The organism is Nitratireductor sp. PBL-C9 (assembly GCF_050877045.1).
Classification (GTDB): domain Bacteria; phylum Pseudomonadota; class Alphaproteobacteria; order Rhizobiales; family Rhizobiaceae; genus Nitratireductor; species Nitratireductor aquimarinus.
This window is the reverse complement of the sequence record NZ_JBPAXW010000007.1, coordinates 151,120-172,720: the sequence shown is the minus strand read 5'-3', so window position 1 is coordinate 172,720 and position 21,601 is coordinate 151,120. Positions and strand designations below refer to the sequence as shown.

Sequence of the window (21,601 nt, the reverse complement as noted above, 5' to 3'; positions counted from 1 at the left end):
AAACGGGAGGCGTTTGTGCGCTTCGGGCCTGAAGGTGGCCGGAAAGAGAGACATGGCGATCGGAGGAAACCGCAATTTTGCGGCCTTACTGGACGAACTGATCAGCGAGGAGGCAGAGCGCACCGGCGGTGCGGCCACGAGCCTCAACTCGCTCGATTATCTGTCGGTCGCCGAAGAGCTGCATTCGGGCCGGATCAACTTCACCGACAAGCGGGCGCAGGACGCCTATGACGCAGAGGAAGCATTTGCGTCGGATGAGACGCCCGACGCGGTTGATGAGGTCAAGGCCGCCGCGGAAGACGAGCCACCGGCAGCGCTGCCGCTTTCCACCGATCCCGACGAGATTGCCCGGGAGCTCGGCTTGTATGCGGACATTGATGCGGGCCTGCTTGGCCGGATTCGCCGCGACTTCGCCTTCAACAATCACCCCGACCGTGTGCCGTCACATCTGCGCGCCAATGCGATGGAGCGCATGCAGGTGGCGAACATGCTGATCGATGAGGCCAAACGCGGCAAATTCAGGTTGCCGCGTTCGGTCGAAGCCAGGGGATGAGCCGGTCACGCCGGAGCCAGCGCACGTAGAGCAGCACCGAGACGATGGCGAGGCCGCTGACGAGGCCGATCCAGATGCCGGGGCCGCCCATGCCGAGCGTGAAGGCGAGGACGACACTCGATGTCATGCCGAGCCCCCAATAGCCCAGAAGCGAATAGACCATCGGCACCTTGGTGTCGTGCAGGCCGCGCAGCATGCCCGCCGCAACCGCCTGTGCGCCGTCAAAGATCTGGAACAGGCCGGCAAAGGCCAGGAAGGTGATGGCCAGACCGATCACCTCTGCGTTTTCAGGCAGGTCGAGATCGAGGAACGCACCGATGAGCAGTTCGGGTATCGTGACCATCAAAAGCGCCATCAGCGCCATGAAAGCGATGCACATGACAAAGGCGGTCCAGCCGGCGCGGGTGATGCCGTCGAGATTCTGTGCGCCAAAGGCGCGACCGACGCGGACCGTCGCGGTCTGGCTGAGGCCAAGCGGCACCATGAAGCTGATCGACGCGATCTGGATGGCGATGGCGTGCGCGGCAAGTGCGGGCGCGCTGATGAGGCCCATCAAGAGGGCTGCGGCGTTGAAGATCGTGACTTCGAAGGTCATGGAGCCGGCAATCGGTAGGCCAAGCCGGATCAGCTCGAAGAAGCGCGGCCAGTCGGCGCGCCAGAAACGGCCGAAAAGCTGATAGCGGCGAAAATTGCGCTCGACCGAAACGACGAGGGCAAGGCCGAGGAACATGAGCGTGCTCGAAATCGTGGTGGCGATGCCGGAGCCTGGAACGCCAAGGGCCGGAAAGCCGAGATTGCCGAACATCAGCGCCCAGTTGGCCAGCACGTTGAAAGCCACCATGACGAACATGATGCCAAGCGCCCAGCCGGGGCGCTCCAGCGCCGAGATGAAGGAACGCAGGATGATGTAGCCGAAGAAGGGCAGGGCCGCCCATTGCAGCGTGCGCACATAGCTGCCGGCGATGCGGGCGAGTTCCGGGTCCTGCCCCATCCACAGGAGGATGCTCTCGGACTGCCAGAGAAGCAGCCAGATGGGAAGGGACACGGCAATGGCGAGCCACAGGCCCTGACGCACGGTGCGGCGCACATCGCGCACCGCATGCAGCTTGCGGCCAAGCGCGGTCGCCATCATGGGTGAGGTGGCAAGAAGCAGGCCAAGGCCGAAGATGAGCGGTGCGAAATAGAGGTTGTAGCCGAGCGTGCCGGCAGCCAGCGCATCCGGTCCCAGACGGCCCATCATCATGACGTCGGTGGTGGTCATGGCGTTCTGCGCCAGATTGGTGAGCACCATCGGCCAGGCGAGCGAGAGTGTCGCCCGCGCTTCCGCGATCCACGGATTGACCGGCGCGCGTGCGCCGGAAGCAAAAACCGTCATGTCGTCTACCCCTTGCGGCGGGCGGAATGTTCAACGCCTGCCGGAATCAATCGCGGAAGGAGGATGCCTTCGGCGAAGCATCGCTTTTAACGCGCCCAGCCTGACAGGCAAGGCGGTTTCGTTTGGTCCAGCAAGCTTTGCGTGTAACGGGGGCGTGTAACGGGGGCGTGTGACGGGGAGACGACGGAGGCGGCAGCGGACGCTTTCAATAGGGGAAGGATCGCTCCAGACCGTCTGCCAGTCGTGAGACGATTCCCGGATCGGCTGCCGTTGCGGTTTGTTCAAGGGAAACGAGGTCCACGGGTTGCGTGATGGGAGAGGCCGTGCGGCCGACGCTCTGGAAGTAATCTTCGAATTTCCAGTTTCCCATCGACGCGCCAACCTGGAGCCAGACATTGGGCACACCGAAGGAATCGGCAGCGATGAGGCCGTGAAGACTTGAGGAGAGCACGAAGTCGCAGCGGGCGATGTCACGGGCGATTTCGAGTGTGTCTTTGCTGGTGAGGTCGATCAGGTGGACGCCGGGAGCCCTGGCCAGTTCCCGAATGAGCGGGCTTTCCTGATGGTGAATGTGGGGGATGAGGCCCCAGCGGTGTTTTCTGGCGGGTCGGTCAAGAATTCTGGGTAACAAAAGGGCCGGGTCGCCCAAAGGCGTTTCTGCCGGGAGGTTCATCATCCTGCGGGTGAGCGGACCGCGCACGCCGCTGACGCTTGCATGATGGTAGCGACCGGAAATGTCGCCGAAGCAGCCGGTGCCCCAGATGTGTGTTCTGCGCAGTGGCTTGCGGATTGCGCGTTGCCAGCGTCGCTTGGTTGCCTGCCCCAGAAGACTGCCGATTGCGATCATGTCGCAGGACTTGATGCTTGCGTGCCGAACGGGGCGCTGTGCGTAGTGTTCAACGATGAGCGGCGACAGATCATCGCCGAAATTGCCTTTTGGAGCCTGCCACCAATAGAGGCCAATGGGTTTGCTCATGGCGCCCTCCGGATCTTGTCTGAGAGGTGCGATGTGGTTTGAGCCGATCAGTATACACCAATCAATGCCCGCTGATGGCGGCGGACATATCGTCCAAAAGGCGTAGGGTCTGGCGGCGCTCAGCTCTCGCCGGAGCGTGCGCGGCGGGAGCGGCGCGTGCCTGTGGCGGAACCGCTTTCGGAGGCGGACTTGTTGCGCAGCGGGCCGACGCGGGCGACGACATCTTCGATGGTCGGGCGTTGTTCGGGATGTTTGTGGCCGTCGAGCGCCGTGCGCATGGCCGCCAGATGCTCGAAGGAGGTGCCGCAGCAGCCGCCGATGATCTTCGCGCCGCCATCGACGGCAAGCCGCACATACTCGCTCATCAATTCAGGCGTGCCGGAATAATGGACTTCCGTGCCGCGAAATTCGGGAATGCCGCAATTGCCCTTCACCACGATTGTGGCGTCTGGCCGGGCTTCGGTCATGTCGAGAAGGGTGGCGAGTATATCGGGTGCACCGACGCCGCAATTGGCCCCGACGGCGACAGGCGGCTGGCCGAGATCGTCGACAACGCCGTGAATGTCCTTCGGCGCAAGGCCCATCATGGTGCGACCGGCGGTGTCGAAGGAGCCGGTGTAGGTGTAGGGCAGGCCAACGCGGATCGCGGCTTCGGCAGCCGCGTGGATTTCTTCAGGCGCAGACATGGTCTCGATCCAGGCGACTTCCGCGCCGCCCGCCTTGAGGCCTTCCATCTGCTCTGCAAAGGCTTCGACCGCTTCATCATAGGTGAGCGCGCCGAGCGGTTCGAGAAGCTCGCCCGTGGGGCCGACGGAGCCGGCGACGATGACGCGGCGGCCGGCCTTTTCGGCGACGCGGCAGGCGATTTCGGCGGCTTTCCTGTTCAGCTCGAAGACGCGGTCCTGCGCATTGTGCAGTTTCAGCCGGTGGCGGGTGCCGCCGAAGGAATTGGTGAGGATGATGTCGGCGCCTGCATCGATGAAGCCCTGATGCAGCGCCTCGATCTTCTCCGGCGCATCCTCATTCCACAGTTCCGGCGCATCGCCGGACTCAAGCCCCATGGCGAAGAGGTTGGTTCCGGTCGCGCCATCGGCGAGGAGAACGCCTTTTTCGGCGATGAGGGCATCGATGGGATTGGGGATCGAAGAAGCTTGCATCGGGTGCCCTCCATTCGGGCGGCGCTGTTTCAGGCGTTGAGGGTATAGAGAGGCGTTTATGCCCGTCAATCCTCCCGGAAGGCCCGGACGGGACACGGGAAGGCGATCAGCCGAGCCGCAGGCTCTTTACAAAACCGGCGGCCTCATGGGCGTTGATCTCGGCATCGCGGATGAGACCGTCGAAATGGCGCGTCAGGCGCTGCACGGAGCTGGTGGCGCTGAGGACCAGATAGACGCCGCCCATATAGAGCGCGGCGCGGTAGGGGCCGAAGATCGTGTAGGGCGCGGAGAAGCGTTTGCGCCCGTCGAACAGGAAGAGGCGGAAGGTCGGGTAGAGGTCGTCCAGCAGGCGGGCCATGTGCACGACCTGCTCGGCGCGCACCTTTTCGGGCAGGGTGCGCCAGACGCCTTCTCCCTTGGCGAAGAGCTCGAGTGTCTGGCGCGGCATGCAGACTTCCATGTCCGTTTCCGGCCTGCGGTTGTAATCGACCCGGTACTGCGCTTCGCTGATCTGGGTGGCGCGGCGCTGCGGCATGGCTTCGGCTTCGTAGAGGATGACGGCTTCGGTGCGCAGCAGATCCGGAATGCCCGATGGCACGTAGCGGATCTTGGTGCCGACGGCCTCGGCGTGCCATTTGGCGAGCAGCGTGTCGTTGAAACCGCCCTGCGCCTCGGCGATCTCCAGGCTTTCGCGCAGGTCGCCGGTGATGCCTTCATCCTGACTGAGGCCAAGGAGCCAGTCGAGCGAGACCTTGTGTTCGGCAGCGATGTTGATGAGCGTTTCGGCACGCGGCAGGCGTGTGGACGCGCCGGAGAGAAGCTGGGAGAGGGCCGAGCGGTCTATGCCGACGGCGCTGGCGAAGGCCGACTGGTTGAGACCCGAGCGCTTGAGCAGGGTTTTCAGGCGCTCGCGGAACGTGCCGGAGAGATCGCGTTTGTCGATGACAATCCTGTCCATGATGCGCTCAATCGTCGACTGATGAGTTTTGTAAACAATTGATGTTCTTGGTGCGCAAAGTCAACGAATTGTGCGTATTTTCGCATTGCGTGTGCCGGGGCCCCCCTGACAGTTTCGTGTCAGGATGCACGGCGCGCCGCGTTTCCGGGCTGAGAGGGGGAGGCGATTGGTGCCGTGCGGCGCAGAACCGGGATAGAGATGAACATGACAACCAGACGCCGGGGCGCAGGCCGTGCGGCGGTGGAATGGCCGACGCTTGCGCTGATTTTCTTATGCTACGCAGCCTGGGCTGCGGTGGGGCTTTTTCTGTGGCCGGATTGGCCTTTGACGGCACTGGCGCTTCTGGCGTTGACGGTCGCGCTGCAGAGCTCGCTGATGCACGAATGCCTCCACGGCCACCCGACGCGGCGGGCGCTGGTGAACGAGGCGCTGGTGTTCTTGCCGCTGGGGCTTGTCTATCCCTATCGCCGTTTCAGGGCGCTGCATTTGCGCCATCACGCAGACGAGCGCCTGACCGATCCGTTCGAGGACCCGGAGAGCTATTACCGGGCGCGGTGGCGCTATGAGGAAATGCCGGGCTGGGCGCGGCGTCTTCTTGGGATCAACAACACGATGGCCGGTCGGTTCGTGCTGGGACCGGCGATCATGACGGCAGGCTTTCTCGCTGCGGAGATGAAGCTGATCCGGGAAAATGCACCCGGAGTGCGCAGGGCGTGGCTTCTGCATGCAGCCGGGCTGGCGGTTTTGCTGCCGGTGGTCGTTTTCGGGTTCGGGATGCCGCTGTGGCTTTACGTGCTGGGGCCGGCCTGGCTGGGGCAATCGCTGATCTCGGTTCGCACCTTTGCAGAGCATCAATGGTCCGAGCGGCCGGACGGGCGCACGATCATCGTGGAGCGCTCGCCGCTGGCGCTGCTGTTTCTGAACAACAATCTGCATCTGGTCCATCACAAGATGCCGGGCGTGCCGTGGTATCGACTGCCGGCGCTTTATCGCGCGCGGCGGGCGGAGTGGCTCGCCATGAATGACGGGTACAGCTATCCGGGCTATCTTGCGCTGGCGAAGGATTTTGCCTTTCGCACGAAGGAGCCGGTGCCGCATCCCGCACTTCGACGGGCACGGGAAGCCGCCAGCGCGTTTCGTCCGCGCGCCCATGGCCGCTCGATGAGCGGGACGGGAAGTGTGCCGGTTCCGGCAAGGCCCGTGAAGGAGTAGGGCGCTTGCCATCATCCTTCCAGCCATCGGATAAGGTTCTATGAGCGAACCTTTGGCAGCCCTTCCCATGCCTTTGGCAGCCCTTCCCATGTATGACTGGCCGGAGTGCCGGGACGAAACCGATGCGCTGTGGCGGGTCATTCGTGACGGGCTGCGCGCCCGTGGCGTGGCCGCGCCGGATGCTTTGACGCGCGGCGGCGATGTGCAGGCGATCTGGCGGGACCCGGACCTGCTTCTGGCGCAGACCTGCTGGGGGCCTCTGGAGGCGGGGCTGGCGAATGACGTGCAGGTGCTGGCGCAGCCGGATTATTCCGCCTTTGAGGGCGGTGCGGGGCCGCTCTATTCGAGCGCCATCGTGATGCGCCGTGATGCTGCGGGGGGAGCCATGAGCGTGCGTTCGCCGGAGGGCGGCATGGCGCGCCTGCCGCTTGATCGCATGCGCGGGATGCGGTTTGCGTTTAATGAGCCGGTCTCCCGATCAGGCTATCTCGGCTTGATTCAGGATCTGAGAGAGGCCGGAGAAGGCATTGATTTGTTTTCACAATGTCTTGAAACAGGCGGGCATCGCCAGTCGCTTCGGGCCGTGCGCGACGGGCGTGCGGATTTGTGTGCCGTAGACTGTCGAAGCTGGGCGCTGGCGCAGCGTTTCGAGCCGGGCATGGATCTCCTGCTTGTGGCGGGGTGGACGGCGCGGCGGCCGGGGCTGCCCTATATCACGAGCCTTGCGACGGATGCGCAGACACGGGCTGCGCTGCGCGCCGTGCTGGCGGAGGCATCTTGCAAGGTGAATGATGGCGGGGATAGACTTGCGCCATGAGCCGTCGTCAAACACTGACAAGCGCCAAACTGCCGACCGCCAGACCGTCGCCGCGCACACGGCACACGGAGCTTCTGCGGCTTTGCGCGCGCATAGGGTACTCACCGCCGCTCTTCGCCTGAACCGGTTTTCGGCCTTGCCGAATGAATTCAAGCGAAGAGAGCAAGTCTATGACATACAAGAATTTTTCCCTGGATCAGCTTCAGGCGATGGATGCTGCGCACCATCTGCATCCGTTCACCGACCACGCGGATCTGCGGGCTGCGGGCTCGCGCATCGTGACGCGCGCGGACGGGCCTTTCGTCTACGACACGGAGGGCAATGAAATCCTCGACGGCATGGCGGGGCTGTGGTGCGTGAATGTGGGCTACGGGCGGGACGAACTGGCCGAGGCCGCTTGTGAACAGATGAAGGAGTTGCCCTACTACAATTCCTTCTTCCGCTGCACGACGCCGACGCCGGTGCTTCTGTCGCAGAAACTGGCGGAAATCGCGCCCGCCAACATCAATCAGGTGTTCTACGGATCGTCGGGCTCGGAGGCCAATGACACGGCGCTGCGGCTGGTGCGTCATTACTGGGCGCTGGAAGGCAGGCCGGAAAAGAACCGCATCATCTCGCGCAACTGGGCCTATCACGGCTCAACCGTGGCGGCGACGTCGCTGGGTGGCATGTCGGCGATGCATGGCCAGCTTTATGGCGAAGTGCCGAACATCGCCCATGTGATGCCGCCCTACGCGTTTGAGCTGCGGGAGGAGGGCGAGAGCGATCATGATTTCGGCCTGCGCGCGGCGAAGGCCGTGGAGGACGCCATTCTGGAAGCCGGGCCGGACAATGTCGCTGCCTTCATCGGTGAGCCGGTGATGGGGGCCGGCGGCGTGAAAATCCCGCCGGAAAGCTATTGGCCGGAGATCAACCGCATCTGCAAAAAACATGATGTGCTGTTGATGCTGGATGAGGTGATCACGGGCTATGGCCGCACGGGCGAATGGTTTGCGGCCGAGCGGCTTGGGCTTGAGCCCGACACGATCACGACAGCCAAGGCGCTGACATCGGGTTACCAGCCGCTTTCGGCCCTTTTGGTCGGCGACCGGGTTGCCGAGACGCTGGTGAAGAAGGGCGGCGAGTTCTATCACGGCTACACCTATTCGGGGCATCCGGTGGCGTGTGCGGTGGCGCTGAAGAACCTGGAGATCATCGAGCGCGAAGGGCTTGTCGAGCGGGTGCGAATGGACACCGGGCCTTATTTTGCCAAAGAACTTCAGGCGCGGCTGGGCGATCACGGCATTGTCGGCGAGGTGCGGGCCTTTGGTCTGATGGCGGCCATCGAGATCGTGGCGGACCGGGAAACGCGGGCGCGTTTTCCGGGTGATGGCGCGGCGGCTTCCTGCGTGCGCGATCATGCGATTTCCGGCGGGCTGATGATGCGGGCCGTGGGCGACACGATGATCCTGTCGCCGCCGCTGATCTGGACGCGGGAGACCATCGACATGGCCTGCGAGCGGATCGGCGCAGCGCTTGATCGCGCGGAAGCGGATCTGCGGAAGGGGTAGAGAGTTTTGCAGCCGGGTGTGTGCACCCGGCGTTCTCACCAGTGCAAAGAAAAACCGCGTTTCTTCGGGCGGGAAGAGACGCGGTTTTTTGCTACTCGAATACGCTGTCTTCGCAAATACGCTACGCTGCGAAAACTTCCCGTACCGGTACGCGAGACCTGTTCCGGCGTCGGGGAGGCTTCAAATCCGCCTCGACGTCATTTCTAGCCCCTCATGGTTACCGGGAGGTTAGCGGGAAGTATAAAAACGCATCTTTTTTGCCGGCAGACTATTTTTTTCAGCTTTCCTTGCCGCGCAGGAAATTCACGATGCCTGAAAAATCCGTGCCTTCGTGGCCCATGGCGTTGAAAAGTGCGTAGAGCTGGGTGGCTTCCGCACCGAGCGGCGTAACGGCGCCGGCGCCCTGTGCCGCTTCCTGTGCAAGGCGCAGATCCTTGAGCATGAGGCCGGCGGCGAAACCGGGCTTGTAGTCGCGGTTTGCGGGTGAGGCGGGCACGGGGCCGGGCACCGGGCAATAGCTCGTCAGCGACCAGCACTGGCCGGACGAGGTGGACGCCACGTCGAACAGCGCCTGATGGGAGAGCCCGAGCTTTTCGGCCAGCACGAAGGCCTCGCTGACGCCGATCATGGAAATGCCGAGGATCATGTTGTTGCAGATCTTGGCGGCCTGGCCCGCACCACCTTCGCCGCAGTGCACGACGCGACCGGCCATCGGCTCCAGAATGGGGCTGGCCTTTGCGAAGGCGTCGGCAGAGCCGCCGGCCATGAAGGTGAGGGTGCCCGCTTCCGCGCCGCCCACACCGCCGGAGACCGGCGCATCGATGGAGAGAAGATTGTTCTCGGCGGCAATGGCGTGGGCTTTTCTGGCCGACTCCACGTCGATGGTGGAGGAATCGATGAAGAGCGCGCCCCGGGCGGCTTTCGGGGCGATGTCGGCATAGACGGAGAGCACATGCTTTCCCGCCGGCAGCATGGTGATGATCACGGCAGCATCCTTCACAGCCGCTTCGGCGCTGGCCATGACGGTGACGCCATTGCTGGCGGCGGTTTCGAGGTTCTCCGTGATCAGGTCGAAGCCCTGAACGCTGTGCCCGGCCTTGACCAGATTGGCGGCCATGGGATTGCCCATATTGCCGAGACCGATGAATGCGATGGTTGCCATATTGGGGTTCCTCCGGAAATGCGGGCTGGGCATCGTGTTCTCGTTTGGGGTCAGGAGCGACCGACCAACTGTCTTGCGATGATCAGGCGCATGATCTCGTTGGTGCCTTCGAGGATCTGGTGGACGCGCAGATCGCGCACCAGTTTTTCAACGCCATATTCGTGCAGATAGCCATAGCCGCCATGAAGCTGCAGCGCGTCATTGGCCACATCGAAACAGGTATCGGTGACGAAACGCTTGGCCATGGCCGACCATTTGGAGGCGTCCGGTGTCCTGGCGTCCAGCCGGGCGGCGGCGGTGTAGAGCATCATGCGCGAGGCCTGGAGACTGGTCTCCATATCGGCGAGTTTGAACTGGAGCGCCTGAAAGCGGTTGATGGCCTGTCCGAACGCCTCGCGCTCTGCCGTGTAGGCGAGCGCCTTGTCGAGGGCCGATTGCGCGCCACCCAGCGAGCAGGCGGCGATGTTGAGGCGACCGCCATCGAGCCCGGCCATGGCGATGCTGAAGCCTGCTCCCTCATTGGAGAGAAGGTTTTCGGCGGGCACTTTGCAATCCTCGAAGATGACCTGACGGGTCGGCTGCATGTGCCAGCCCATCTTGAACTCGGCCGGGCCGAAGGAGAGACCGGGCGCGTCTTTGGGCACGATCAGCGTTGAAACGCCCTTGGGGCCGTCCTCGCCGGTGCGGGCCATGACGACATAGATGTCGTTTTCACCGGCACCCGAAATGAACTGCTTGGTGCCGTTCAGCACATAGTGGTCGCCGGATTTGACGGCCTTGGTCTTGAGCGCCGCGGCATCGGAGCCGGAGCCGGGCTCGGTGAGACAGTAGCTTGCCAGCCACTCCATGGAGGTGAGTTTCGGCAGGAAGCGCTGGCGCTGCTCCTCGCTGCCGAACGTGTCGATCATCCAGCCGGCCATGTTGTGAATGGAGATGAAGGAGGAAAAGCCGGGGCAGGCGGCGGCCAGAGCCTCGAAGATGAGCACGGCGTCGAGCCGACCGAGCGCTGAGCCGCCCACATCGTCGCGCACATAGATGCCGCCGAAGCCAAGCGGCCCGGTCTCGCGCACCACATCGGCAGGGAAATGCCTGTCACGGTCCCAGTCGAGCGCGTTGGGGGCAACACGGTCGGCGGCGAAGCTCTCCGTCATTTCCTGAATGGCGCGCTGATCGGCGTTGAGCTCGAACTGCTCTGCGCCAGACGAAGCATTGGCGTCCATGACGTCCTCCCGAAATGGAAAATCTTCCCAGTCGGATCAGTTTAGTGCATTGAGTGGGCCGCGCAATGCGAGGTGTGGCACAGGCGCTGTGCATCAAACACGGACAGTATGGGCGCGCGGACAGGATGAAGACGGGGATGACCATGGCGCGCGCCATCATGCTGCAGGGCACGGGTTCGGATGTGGGCAAGTCGGTGCTGGTGGCCGGGCTCTGCCGGATGGCGAAGCGGCGGGGCCTCAATGTGCGCCCGTTCAAGCCGCAGAACATGTCGAACAATGCAGCGATTGCCGCGATGCCGGGCGGTGGCGACGAGATGGGCGAGATCGGTCGGGCGCAATGGCTGCAGGCGCTGGCCTGCGGGGTCGCGCCGAGCGTGGACATGAACCCCGTTCTGATCAAGCCGGAGAGCGACATGGGCGCGCAGCTCGTGGTGCAGGGCCGCTCGCGCGGCTCGGCGCGGGCGCGCGACTATCAGCGCAGCAAGGGCGCGCTGATCGGGCCGGTGCTCGAATCGTTCGAGCGGCTGCGCAAAGAAGCCGATCTGGTGATCGTCGAAGGCGCAGGCTCGCCCGCCGAGATCAATCTGCGCGCCCGTGACATCGCCAATATGGGGTTTGCCACGCAGGCGGACGTGCCAGTGGTGCTGGTCGGCGATATCGACCGGGGCGGGGTGATCGCCGCACTCGCGGGCACGCATCTGATCCTGAGCGATGAAGACCGGCGCATGATCGTCGGCTACATCGTGAACAAGTTTCGCGGTGACCTCTCGCTGTTCGATGACGGCATTGCCGCGATTGGCCGGTTCACCGGCTGGCCCTCCTTCGGGGTGGTGCCGTGGCTGGCCGACGCAAGCCGCCTGCCGCCGGAGGATTCCGTCACGCTGGCGCGGCGGACGAGCCATTTGCCGGCGAAGCTCAAGGTTGCCGTGCCGATGCTCTCACGCATCGCCAATTTCGACGATCTCGATCCGTTGTCGGCGGAGCCGGAGGTGGAGGTGGTGTTCGTGCCGCCGGGGGAGCGTCTGCCGCGCGATGCGGGGTTGATCGTTCTGCCGGGGTCGAAATCGACCATCGGCGATCTGGCGTTTCTGCGCCGGCAGGGCTGGGATGAGGATCTGAAGGCGCATCACGCGCGCGGCGCGCGCATTGTCGGCCTGTGCGGAGGCTATCAGATGCTTGGCCGCAGCGTCGATGATCCGGAAGGCTTTGAGGGCGAGGCCGGGCGCTTCGAGGGGCTGGGGCTGCTCGATGTGGAGACGGTGATGCAGCCGCAAAAGGCGCTGCGCGAGGTGGAGGCGCACTCACCGCGCCACGGCGTGGCCCTGTCCGGCTATGAGATCCATATCGGCCGGACCGTAGGGGCGGATTGCGCCCGCCCGGTGGCCATGATCGGCGACCGCCCGGATGGTGCGACATCCAGCGATGGCCTTGTCACGGGCACCTATCTGCACGGTCTGTTCGGCTCCGACGCGTTTCGGGCGCGATTCCTCAGGGAATTTGGCATCGAGACGGGGGGAACGAATTATCGCGCGCAGGTCGAGCAGGCGCTGGATAACATCGCCATGCAACTTGAAGAGCATCTGGACTGCGACGCGCTGCTTGCTGCCGCACGTTAAGGGCAGGACCCTGAACGCACCCCGATTACGCTATCATACAATGCTCTTCAGGCCGGTGGCTCCTGATGTCTTTCCCTATACGCCTTTCAAAAGCGAGCCGCCGACCATCAGAAGATAGGCCAGCGTCATGATCCAGAAGGCGGGGATCGGCACGAAGGTCAGGAGATTGAACGCTGCGACGACCCCTATGATCGCGATGACCAGGCTGAGCAGAAAGACGACTTTTGTGGGTGCGTTGAGTGTCATGGGAATCCCCGATGGTGATGATAGCGGGGATCAGGTTAGGAGCGGATCGGGCTTATAGGCCAATAGACCGCAGCAGCGGGTTCTCGGGATCCATCAGGAGACGAACCGCAAGCGCCAGACAGGTGATCACCAGAAGCGGCTTGATGACGCGCGAACCCTTCTTCATGGCGAAGGCCGCACCGATGCGCGCGCCGGCGATCTGCGCCAGTCCCATCATCAGCCCGACCTTCCACGCGATGGCGCCGACCATGGCGAAGGCTGCGAAGCCACCGACATTGGACGCGAAGTTCAGAAACTTGGTGTGCGCGGTGGCCTTGAGCAGGCCCTGACCGGCGAGGCCGACAAAGGCGAGCATGAAGAACGAGCCCGTGCCGGGACCGAACGCACCGTCATAGAAGCCGAGAAAAGGCGCGACGGTTAAGCCGAAAACGAAGGGCGTGATGCGCTGCGCGCGGTCGATGTCGTTCAAATTGGGTTTAAACGCGAAATAAAGCGCGACCGCGATCAGGAGCACCGGAAGCATGCCGCGCAGGAGATCGGCCGGCAGGATCGTTGCCACCAGCGCGCCGGCTATCGAGGCCAGAAACGAGAAGATCGCGGGCCATATCTGGTCGGAAATGCGCACATGCCCCGCCTTGGCATAGGCGTATGCCGCGGCTCCGCTGCCGAACATGCCCTGCAGCTTGTTGGTGCCGAGTGCAAGCACCGGTGGAAAGCCGGCCAGAAGCAGGGTGGGGATGGTGACGAGACCGCCGCCACCGGCGATTGCATCCATAAAGCCGGCAAAAAAGGCTGCCAGGGTCAGAAGGAGGAGAATCTCGAGACTTGCTTCAAACATATTCACGGAGTAGCCAGCGATAAGGATGGCTTCTTGCATCACAACCGGATGCGCTCCGCAAGGCGGTTTCGGCAGTTGTACAGGAAGCTTTGCGCTGTGGCGCAATCAATGAAGGAACGGCCTTGACGACGATGCGTGTCGACCCTCACCGGAAGTGTTGTGTTTGAGCACTTTCGTGGCGGTTGCGTTATGGCGCGATGCCCGGCCCGGTGATCCAGTTGGGCAGTGGCACCGTATTGTGGTCAGGAACGGAGAGACCGGGAGCAAGCCATGTTTACTTCGCCAGATTCCGGGCCAGATTCCGGGCCAGATGCCGGGCCAGATTTCGGCTCAGGGGCGGAGGGCCACGAGATGTCAGCCGCTTTGAACGCCATGGCCGGCGACGTGCTGCTGCTCTTACGGCTGGCACTGACCGACGAGCCGCTGGGGGAGCGTGAGAAGACGGTCCTTGGCCGCGTCGCCGCTGGCGCGCTTGCTTTATCTGAAGACGAGATTGCAGAGCTTGTCGCCGCGCTTTCGGCGCTGGCGACGGAGGCCGAAGTGATGCAGGCGCGCGCGAACCTGCGCCAGACCAGCCACGAGCGGCGGCTGATCCTTGCCGAGACACTGTTTGATCTGGCCGCGCGCGACGCGGAGCTTGGTCCCCGCGCTGACCGGCTGACGGCGCGGGTGTGCGATGTACTGGGGCTCGGCGCAGATGAAGTGGCGCATCTGTCTGGCTAGAGCGCGGCTCTGAGGCTCAACGGCATCCTTCCAGCCAGACGTCCCCATTGTCCAGCGGGCTGCACGATCCTGAAACAAGACGTGCGATGCGCTCTACGCGTTCGGCAAGGGCCGGATCGTCCGTGCCAAGCCGGTATTTTCCCGGCGCAATCAGAACGGCCACGAGGCTCAGGAACTCGGTTTCCTGAAGGTCTGAGGGCGCTTTGCCGAAAACTTTTTCGCTTGCACGGTGAAAGCCGGTGACCCAGCCATCGGGACCTTTGCCCATCTCCAGCGTGTCGAGCCAGAGCGCGAGGATCTGCTCTTTGGTGAGTTCGCTTTCCAGCCCAAGGGCATAGCCGGTCTGGCGGATTTTTCCGATGCCGGGCTTGAACGCTTCAAAAGCCAAGCGTTTGGCGGCCGACTGGGTGATGGTCGTGACGCCTGCGCCGGGGGTGATCATGTCGACACCGGAATGGCCTTGGAAGTTTGGATCCTGCACCTGCAGCAACTGCTGCAACCGGGCGTCTCCAAGCGACTGCCCGCCGCGGTTCTCGGCGATGAGCGCATCTGCCCGCAGTTTCAGGGCATCGGCATCCTTGATTGCATCGAGATAGCCCCATCCCCCATAGGCGAGCGCGGCGGCGAAAATGGCAAGGATGAGGGTAGAGGCTGTTTTCAGAATCTTCTTCATTCAAACCGGATGCGGTTTCGGATCGGTCAAAATGTGGCCGGCAGAAAGAATCCTCTGATGTTTGATGATGTGACGCCAGACCGGGGCGGGCGCTTGCGCAATGCCGTCGGTCTGGCGTTATGACCGGGCTCAGGCCTTCTCCCGGGCGAGCCGTGCCGCGATGGCGCGTTCCAGATCGGGCGCGGCGGCGACGAGCGCCTTTGCCGCTTCCGATTCCGGGTTTTCCAGAACGGCGGCGGTGGGGCCGCTTTCCACGATGCGCCCGTCATGCATGACCATGACTTCGTCTGTGATGGCGCGCGCCACCGTCAGATCATGGGTGATGAAGAGATAGGTGAGATCGAGCCGCTGGTTCAGATCGGCGAACAGGTCGAGGATCTGTGCGCGGATCGAGACGTCGAGGGCGGAGACGGGCTCGTCGGCCACGATCAGCTTCGGACGGGTGATGATGGCGCGGGCAATGGATACGCGCTGGCGCTGGCCACCGGAAAACTCATGCGGGTATTTCTGCATGTCGCTGGCCTTGAGGCCGACGGATTCGAGCGCTTCGGCGACACGGTCGCGGCGTTCGGTGACGGACGGTTTCGTGTCGAGCAGATGCAGGGGCTCGGCCACCAGCCGCTCCACCTGATGGCGCGGATTGAACGAGCCATAGGGGTCCTGAAAGACCACCTGCATGTTGCGCCGGGCGTGGCGCAGTTCATGTTCGCTCTTGCCGCCAAGCGCTTCGCCGTCGAGGCGGATTTCGCCGGATGTGGGACGATCGAGCGCAAGGATCATGCGGGCAAGCGTCGACTTTCCGCAGCCTGAACGTCCCACCAGCGCAACCGCATGGCCGGGAACCAGCGAAAAACTGACATTGTCGACGGCGCGGAAGGGTTCCGGCTTGGAGAAAAGCCCCTTGCGGCGACCGGGATAGTCGCGCGTGACGCTGGAGACGCTGAGGAGGGGCGTCTGCTCCTCCTTCCCGGCCTCTTCCTGCGGGCGGGCGCGGGCCGGCACATGGGTGGAGGCCTCGGCGAGCTGGCGGGTGTAGGGGTGTTTCTGCTCGCGCAGAACGGTGGCCGTGGGGCCGCTTTCCATCACCACGCCATGGCGCATGACGGTCACACGGTCGGCCATGTCGGCGACGACGGCCAGATCGTGCGAGATGAGCATGAGGCCCATGCGGTTTTCTTCCACCAGGTCGCGCAGCAGATCGAGGATCTGCGCCTGAAGCACGACATCGAGCGCGGTGGTGGGTTCGTCGGCGATCAGCAGTTTGGGCTTGAGCGCGCAGGCGATGGCGATGACGACGCGCTGGCGCTGGCCGCCGGAAAGCTCGTGAGGAAAGCGCGAGAGCGGAAACTTGCTCTCGGGCAGGCCGACACGGTCGAGAATGGCGCGGGCGCGCGCTTCGGCGTCCGGGCGATTGGCGCCGGTGTGCCAGCGAATGCCCTCGGCCACCTGTTCGCCGATGGTCTTGACCGGGTTGAGCGCGGTCATGGGCTCCTGAAAGACCATGCCGAGATCATCGCCGCGAAGGCGGCACATGGCCTCTTCGGGGGCGGCGAGAATGTCGATACCGTCAAAGGTGACGCGGCCTTGAGCGCGGGTGAGCTCCGGCAGGAGCTGCATCACGGTGAGGGCGCTCATGGACTTGCCGGAACCGGATTCGCCGACGACGCCGAGCACTTCGCCGGGAGCGATCTGAAGGTCGACATCCTTAAGAACCGGGTGGCCGGCGATGGAAAGGGACAGGTTTTCTATTTCAAGCAGGCTCATCGCTCGCGCCTCAGCCTTGGGTCGAGAAGGTCGCGCAGGCCGTCGCCGAGCAGGTTGAGACCGAGCACGGTGATGACGATGGCGAGTCCGGGGAAGATGGCCAGATGGGGGGCGATCATCATGCGGGTCTGCGCCTCGAACAGCATGCGCCCCCAGGAGGGCATGGGCGGCTGCGTGCCAAGCCCCAGATAGGACAGGCCCGCCTCGGCCAGAATGCCGAGCGCAAACTGGATGGTGCCCTGAACGAGGAGCAGCGCGACGATGTTGGGCAGGATGTGCTCGATGGTGATGAGCACCCTGTTCTTGCCGGCGGCGCGGGCTGCCAGAATGAACTCGCGCGGCCAGATGGAGAGCGCGCCGGCGCGCGCCACGCGGGCAAAGACCGGAACGTTGAAAATGCCGATGGCGATGATGGCGTTGATCGCGCCGGGGCCGAAAATGGCGGTGATCATGATGGCCGAGAGAAGGGCCGGGAAGGCGAAGACCAGATCGTTGAAGCGCATCAGGACTTCATCGACCACGCCGCCACGCGCCGCTGCCCAGCAGCCGAGCGGCACGCCGACGCCCATGCCGATGCCAACGGCGACAATGGCCACGGCGATGGAGTTGCGTGCGCCGATCATGATCATGGAAAGGATGTCGCGGCCAAGGTGGTCGGTGCCCAGCGGATGCGCCCATGACAGGCCCTGCATGCGGTCGGAGACCACCAGATGGGTAATGTCGTAGGGCGTCCAGACAAAGGACAGGAGCGCCATGCCGGTGATGATCAGCGTTATGAAAAGGCCGATCATGAAGGAACGGTTGGCGAGCGCCATTTGCAGGAAATGGTTCTGCGGCGGTGCGGGGGGCATGCTTGCGTCCTGGCTCATCGGCGTGTCCTCAGGCGCGGATCGACGATGGCGTAGCCGATATCGACGAGAATGTTGACGATGATCACCGTGGCGACGAGCAGCATCACCACGCCTTCAACGACGATGAGATCGCGTTGGGTGATGGCCTGAAAAACGAGACGGCCAAGACCCGGCAGGTAGAACACGTTCTCGATGATGATGGTGCCGGCGAGCAGGAAGGCGAATTGCAGGCCGAGAATGGTGAGCACCGGGATCAGCGCATTGCGCAGCGCGTGGTGCCACAGAACGATGCGGCGCGGCATGCCCTTGGCGCGGGCGGTGCGGATGTAATCCTCGCCGAGCACTTCGAGCATGGCCGAACGGGTGACGCGGGCAAGGATGGCCGCCTGCGGCAGCGCCAGCGCGATGGCCGGCAGGATGAGCGCCTTGAGACCGGCCCAGATGCCCGCATCCCAGCCGGGAAAGCCGCCGGCGGGCACAAGGCGGAGCCAGACGGCGAACAGGTATATCAGGAGCAGCGCGAACCAGAAATTGGGGATGGCGACACCCACCTGCGCCGCCCCCATGGTGATGGTGTCGGCGGGCTTGCCGCGGCGCGCAGCGGCGAAAATGCCGACGGGCAGCGCGATGACGGTGGACAGGAATAACGAGATGAGAGCGAGCGGCAGGGAGACCATGACGCGCTCGCCGATGAGCTCCAGAACCGGCGAGGAATAGGTGTAGGACGTGCCGAAATCACCGACGGCGAGACCCGACACCCAGTCGAGATAGCGCAGGAAAACCGGCTGGTTGAGGCCCATCTGCTCGCGCAGGGCGGCGAGCGTGTCGGGCTCGGCGTTCATGCCGAGCATCAAGAGGGCCGGGTCGCCGGGAATGATTTCCAGGACGGAGAACACCACGGCGGACGCCACGAGCAGCGTGGCGAGGCCAATGGCAATGCGCTTGAGAAGATAGACGAGCATGAGTCCGGGGTCAGAACCTATCCATATGATTGCAGCCCGCCCGCCGCCCGCTCACGCGGACGGCAGGGCGGTTCATGAAGGTTCAGTCAGCCCACTTCACGTCGGTCAGGTCGTTTGCCTGAATGGGAGAGTTCTCCCACATGCCTTCGAGCTTGGCGTCCCAGACACCGATCTTGGGAAGCTGGAACAGGAAGCCGTTCACCGCATCTTCGGCGATGATCTTCTGCGCGGTCTTGTACAGCTCGACACGCCGTTCCGGATCGGCGGTGGCTTCGAGCGTGTTCATGACCTCCTTGAAGGCCGGATTGTTGTAATCGAAGTAATAGTCGTCACGGGCGTAGATGTTGATGTCGTTCGGCTCCGTGTGGGAGATGATGGTCAGGTCGTAGTCCTTGTTCTTGAAGACCTGTTCCAGCCACTGGGCCCACTCGACGGGGATGATTTCCAGATCGATGCCGACCTGGCGAAGCTGCGATGCGACGATCTGGCCGCCATCGCGCGCATAGGCCGGCGGCGGCAGTTTCAGCGTTGCCTTGAAGCCATCCGGGTAGCCCGCTTCGGCAAGCAGTTCCTTCGCCTTTGCCGGATCGTAGGCGTAGGTTTCGGTCAGATCGACATAGGCCTCGTTGGCCGGCGAGAAGTGCGAACCGATGGGGGTGCCATAGCCGGAGCCATTGCCGGCGATGATGTCTTCGCGGTTGAGGGCGTGGGCGATGGCCTGACGCACGCGAATGTCGTTGAAGGGCTCTTTGCCGTTGTTGGTCGACAGGATGGTCTCGCCCTCGGTGGCGCCGATGGCGACGACGAAACGCGGATCGCTCTCGATCTGGATGAGCGCATCGCCGGCGGGCATCTGCGGGAATGCCTGCACATCGCCCGATAAGAGGGCGGGAATGGCGGCTGCGGCATCCGGAACGACGCGGAACTCGGCTTTCTCCAGCGCGACGGGCTCGCCCCAGTAATCCGGGTTTTTGACGAGGGTGATGGAAGAGCCCTTGGCCCAGTTGCCGAACTTGAACGGGCCGGTGCCGACCGGCTTCTCCTTGTTCCCGTCAGCCGTTTCGGGCGCGACCATGACGGCGTCGCCCCAGCCCAGATTGTAGAGGAATGAGCCCTGCGGGGATTTCAGCGTGACCTTGACGGTGGCCGGGTCCACCACCTCGACCGTGTCGATGGCGGCGAAAAGCTGCTTCTGCGCATTGGTCGAATCGTCGGCGCGTGCGCGGTCGAGCGTGAACTTGACGTCCTCGGCGTCGAACGCGGTGCCGTCATGGAAGGTGACGCCCGAACGCAGGTTGAACGTGTAGACCTTGCCGTCGTCGGAAACGGTCCAGCTTTCGGCCAGTGCGGGAAGCACTTCGCCATTGCGGCCGATGCGGGTCAGACCCTGAAAGAGATTGGCGTAGAGGATTTCGTCAATGGCGGCAGCAGCGCTGGCGGTCGGGTCGAGATGCGGCGGTTCAAGAACCACGCCGATGACGAGGTCGGTGCGTGCTGCAAATGCAGCGGTGCCCGCTGCCAATAACAGCGCGGCTCCGCCAATGATGGACTTGATGGTTTTCATGTGTCTCTCCCGCAGGGCCGTGTCATTTTTATGGATTGAACCGCGATTCAGGGCACGTGTAAATCGCGTGTTTTGGAAGGGGTTATTTCGGCGGTGTGACACCGCGCAAAAGCACGTCAAGGCTCATGGCCATGACGGTGGCCGACTGCACCATGTCCTCGATGCCGACCCACTCGTCCGGCTGGTGCGCCAGGTCGAGAATGCCGGGGCCATAGGCAACGCAGTCATGCAGATGGCCGATGCGCGAAATGTGCTTCTGGTCATAGGTGCCGGGCGAAATGACATATTCCGGCTCCTTGCCGAACACTTCGCGGATGCCGGCGGCGATGGCGCTGGGTACGGGCGCGTCTTCCTCGGTCATCAGCGGCAGCACTTCCATCAGGTCGCGCATGGAATAGTCGAATTTCGGCCGTTCCTGCTTCAGGCGCTCGAGGATCGAGACGACTTCGCCCTTCACCTCGGAAATGTCCTCCTCGATGAGGAAGCGGCGGTCGAGCACCATGCGGCACGAATCGGCGACATTGGGTGAGGGCAGGCCGGGGAAGAAATCCTCCGTCTGGCCGCCATGGACCGAATTGATGTTGAGGGTCGAACGGCGCGCGCCCTCCGGCACGACGGGCATGCGGGTCTGCTTGGCGTCGAGGGCGGGGAAAAGCTCCTCCTCGAAGGCGTGAAGCAGGGCGCCCATGTGGCGGATGGCCGAATCGCCGAGGAACGGCATTGCCCCATGGGCGATTGCGCCGTGGGTTTCGATCTCCGCCCACCAGACGCCGCGATGGCCCAGGCAGATGCGGTCCTTGTTGAGCGGCTCGGGAATGATCACGTGATCGACGCGGGGCTTGGAGAAGAAGCCTTCGCGGGCCAGATAGGCGACGCCGCCAAAACCGCCGGACTCTTCGTCAGCCGTGCCGGAAATCTCGATGGCGCCGGGGAAATCCGGATAGATTTCCAGAAAGGCTTCTGCGGCGATGATGGACGCGGCAAGGCCGCCCTTCATGTCACATGCGCCGCGACCGAACACCTTGCCGTCGCGAACCACGCCCGCATAGGGATCAAGCGTCCAGCCTTCGCCGGCTTCCACCACGTCGATATGGGAATTGAAATGCACGGTCGCACCGGGGCTGCGGCCCTCGCGGCGGGCGACCACATTGGTGCGCGGATAACGGTCGGAATCACCCGGCGCGCCGACGCCCCGGATGAACTGGGTGGCAAATCCCTTCGCCTTGAGACGGCGTGCGATGTACTCGCAGCAGGGCGTGTAGGCGTCTCCCGGCGGGTTGACCGTCGGGAAGCGGATCAGATCGATGGTGAGGGCGACGAGTTCTTCCGTCCTGCGTCGTACGGCTAAGGCAAGCTGTTCATTCATGCGAGCAATAGAGCGATA

The 21,601-nt window shown here is 63.6% G+C and carries 20 protein-coding genes; 6 read left to right on the top strand and 14 right to left on the bottom strand.

The window, feature by feature from the left end; all coding sequences use genetic code 11:
- The first annotated feature begins 52 nt into the window (after window positions 1-52).
- Window positions 53-553: a hypothetical protein gene (locus tag ACRTG1_RS15910; protein WP_206545438.1), complete on the top strand. Its 501-nt coding sequence runs from the start codon at window positions 53-55 to the stop codon at window positions 551-553.
- Here the strand turns inward: ACRTG1_RS15910 and ACRTG1_RS15905 are convergent.
- From ACRTG1_RS15905 to ACRTG1_RS15890, 4 genes are all read right to left on the bottom strand, one after another.
- On the bottom strand, window positions 519-1,928 hold the full coding sequence (locus ACRTG1_RS15905; protein WP_206545437.1) for an MATE family efflux transporter: 1,410 nt from the start codon (window positions 1,926-1,928) through the stop codon (window positions 519-521). The genes ACRTG1_RS15910 and ACRTG1_RS15905 overlap by 35 nt on opposite strands.
- Window positions 1,929-2,133: 205 nt before the next feature.
- On the bottom strand, window positions 2,134-2,904 hold the full coding sequence (locus ACRTG1_RS15900) for a polysaccharide pyruvyl transferase family protein (protein ID WP_206552687.1): 771 nt from the start codon (window positions 2,902-2,904) through the stop codon (window positions 2,134-2,136).
- 119 nt (window positions 2,905-3,023) lie between these two features.
- Window positions 3,024-4,061 carry a betaine--homocysteine S-methyltransferase gene (gene bmt, locus ACRTG1_RS15895; RefSeq protein ID WP_206545435.1) on the bottom strand — a complete coding sequence of 346 codons (1,038 nt, stop codon included), beginning with the start codon at window positions 4,059-4,061 and terminating at the stop codon, window positions 3,024-3,026.
- A gap of 106 nt (window positions 4,062-4,167) precedes the next feature.
- Window positions 4,168-5,019 (bottom strand): helix-turn-helix domain-containing protein, encoded by an 852-nt coding sequence (locus ACRTG1_RS15890; protein WP_162742301.1) that lies wholly within the window; start codon window positions 5,017-5,019, stop codon window positions 4,168-4,170.
- 198 nt (window positions 5,020-5,217) lie between these two features.
- On the opposite strand from ACRTG1_RS15890, the gene ACRTG1_RS15885 reads away from it, so the two are divergent.
- From ACRTG1_RS15885 to ACRTG1_RS15875, 3 genes are all read left to right on the top strand, one after another.
- Complete coding sequence (locus ACRTG1_RS15885; protein ID WP_432516560.1) at window positions 5,218-6,231, top strand: fatty acid desaturase; 1,014 nt, start codon at window positions 5,218-5,220, stop codon at window positions 6,229-6,231.
- A gap of 40 nt (window positions 6,232-6,271) precedes the next feature.
- Window positions 6,272-7,048, top strand: coding sequence for a phosphate/phosphite/phosphonate ABC transporter substrate-binding protein (locus ACRTG1_RS15880; protein WP_432516559.1), 777 nt, complete (start codon window positions 6,272-6,274; stop codon window positions 7,046-7,048).
- 170 nt (window positions 7,049-7,218) lie between these two features.
- Complete coding sequence (locus ACRTG1_RS15875) at window positions 7,219-8,598, top strand: aspartate aminotransferase family protein (protein WP_432516558.1); 1,380 nt, start codon at window positions 7,219-7,221, stop codon at window positions 8,596-8,598.
- A gap of 277 nt (window positions 8,599-8,875) precedes the next feature.
- Here ACRTG1_RS15875 and mmsB read toward each other — a convergent pair whose 3' ends face one another.
- Both mmsB and ACRTG1_RS15865 read right to left on the bottom strand, forming a co-directional pair.
- A complete protein-coding gene (gene mmsB / locus ACRTG1_RS15870) occupies window positions 8,876-9,760 on the bottom strand; it encodes a 3-hydroxyisobutyrate dehydrogenase (RefSeq protein WP_206547670.1) in 885 nt (294 codons plus the stop codon).
- Between the two features lie 50 nt (window positions 9,761-9,810).
- The gene (locus ACRTG1_RS15865; protein ID WP_432516557.1) at window positions 9,811-10,980 is read right to left on the bottom strand and encodes an isobutyryl-CoA dehydrogenase; all 1,170 of its coding nucleotides are present in this window, start codon (window positions 10,978-10,980) and stop codon (window positions 9,811-9,813) included.
- Between the two features lie 143 nt (window positions 10,981-11,123).
- Here ACRTG1_RS15865 and ACRTG1_RS15860 point away from each other — a divergent pair, with 143 nt between their 5' ends.
- Window positions 11,124-12,596, top strand: a complete 1,473-nt coding sequence (locus tag ACRTG1_RS15860) for a cobyric acid synthase (RefSeq protein ID WP_432516556.1) — start codon at window positions 11,124-11,126, stop codon at window positions 12,594-12,596.
- Between the two features lie 75 nt (window positions 12,597-12,671).
- Here the strand turns inward: ACRTG1_RS15860 and ACRTG1_RS15855 are convergent, their stop codons facing one another.
- Window positions 12,672-12,842 (bottom strand): hypothetical protein, encoded by a 171-nt coding sequence (locus ACRTG1_RS15855; RefSeq protein ID WP_204360808.1) that lies wholly within the window; start codon window positions 12,840-12,842, stop codon window positions 12,672-12,674.
- A gap of 52 nt (window positions 12,843-12,894) precedes the next feature.
- A complete protein-coding gene (locus tag ACRTG1_RS15850; RefSeq protein ID WP_113156280.1) occupies window positions 12,895-13,680 on the bottom strand; it encodes a TSUP family transporter in 786 nt (261 codons plus the stop codon).
- A 351-nt stretch (window positions 13,681-14,031) separates the two neighbouring features.
- On the opposite strand from ACRTG1_RS15850, the gene ACRTG1_RS15845 reads away from it, so the two are divergent.
- Window positions 14,032-14,403: a TerB family tellurite resistance protein gene (locus ACRTG1_RS15845; protein WP_162742303.1), complete on the top strand. Its 372-nt coding sequence runs from the start codon at window positions 14,032-14,034 to the stop codon at window positions 14,401-14,403.
- A gap of 16 nt (window positions 14,404-14,419) precedes the next feature.
- Here the strand turns inward: ACRTG1_RS15845 and ACRTG1_RS15840 are convergent, their stop codons facing one another.
- The 6 genes from ACRTG1_RS15840 to ACRTG1_RS15815 all read right to left on the bottom strand — a co-directional run bounded on the left by ACRTG1_RS15840 (window position 14,420) and on the right by ACRTG1_RS15815 (window position 21,583).
- Complete coding sequence (locus ACRTG1_RS15840; protein WP_432516555.1) at window positions 14,420-15,076, bottom strand: transglycosylase domain-containing protein; 657 nt, start codon at window positions 15,074-15,076, stop codon at window positions 14,420-14,422.
- Window positions 15,077-15,205: 129 nt separating this feature from the next.
- Entirely contained in the window at window positions 15,206-16,840 is a 1,635-nt protein-coding gene (locus tag ACRTG1_RS15835; RefSeq protein ID WP_113155045.1) for an ABC transporter ATP-binding protein, read from the bottom strand.
- A complete protein-coding gene (locus ACRTG1_RS15830) occupies window positions 16,837-17,709 on the bottom strand; it encodes an ABC transporter permease (protein ID WP_113155046.1) in 873 nt (290 codons plus the stop codon). The genes ACRTG1_RS15835 and ACRTG1_RS15830 overlap by 4 nt, the downstream gene beginning before the upstream one ends.
- Entirely contained in the window at window positions 17,706-18,653 is a 948-nt protein-coding gene (locus tag ACRTG1_RS15825) for an ABC transporter permease (protein WP_113155047.1), read from the bottom strand. Before ACRTG1_RS15825 ends, ACRTG1_RS15830 begins: the two co-directional genes overlap by 4 nt.
- A gap of 82 nt (window positions 18,654-18,735) precedes the next feature.
- Complete coding sequence (locus ACRTG1_RS15820) at window positions 18,736-20,217, bottom strand: ABC transporter substrate-binding protein (protein ID WP_420506567.1); 1,482 nt, start codon at window positions 20,215-20,217, stop codon at window positions 18,736-18,738.
- Window positions 20,218-20,299: 82 nt separating this feature from the next.
- Window positions 20,300-21,583, bottom strand: a complete 1,284-nt coding sequence (locus tag ACRTG1_RS15815) for an acetylornithine deacetylase/succinyl-diaminopimelate desuccinylase family protein (RefSeq protein ID WP_113155049.1) — start codon at window positions 21,581-21,583, stop codon at window positions 20,300-20,302.
- Between the last annotated feature and the right edge of the window lie 18 nt (window positions 21,584-21,601).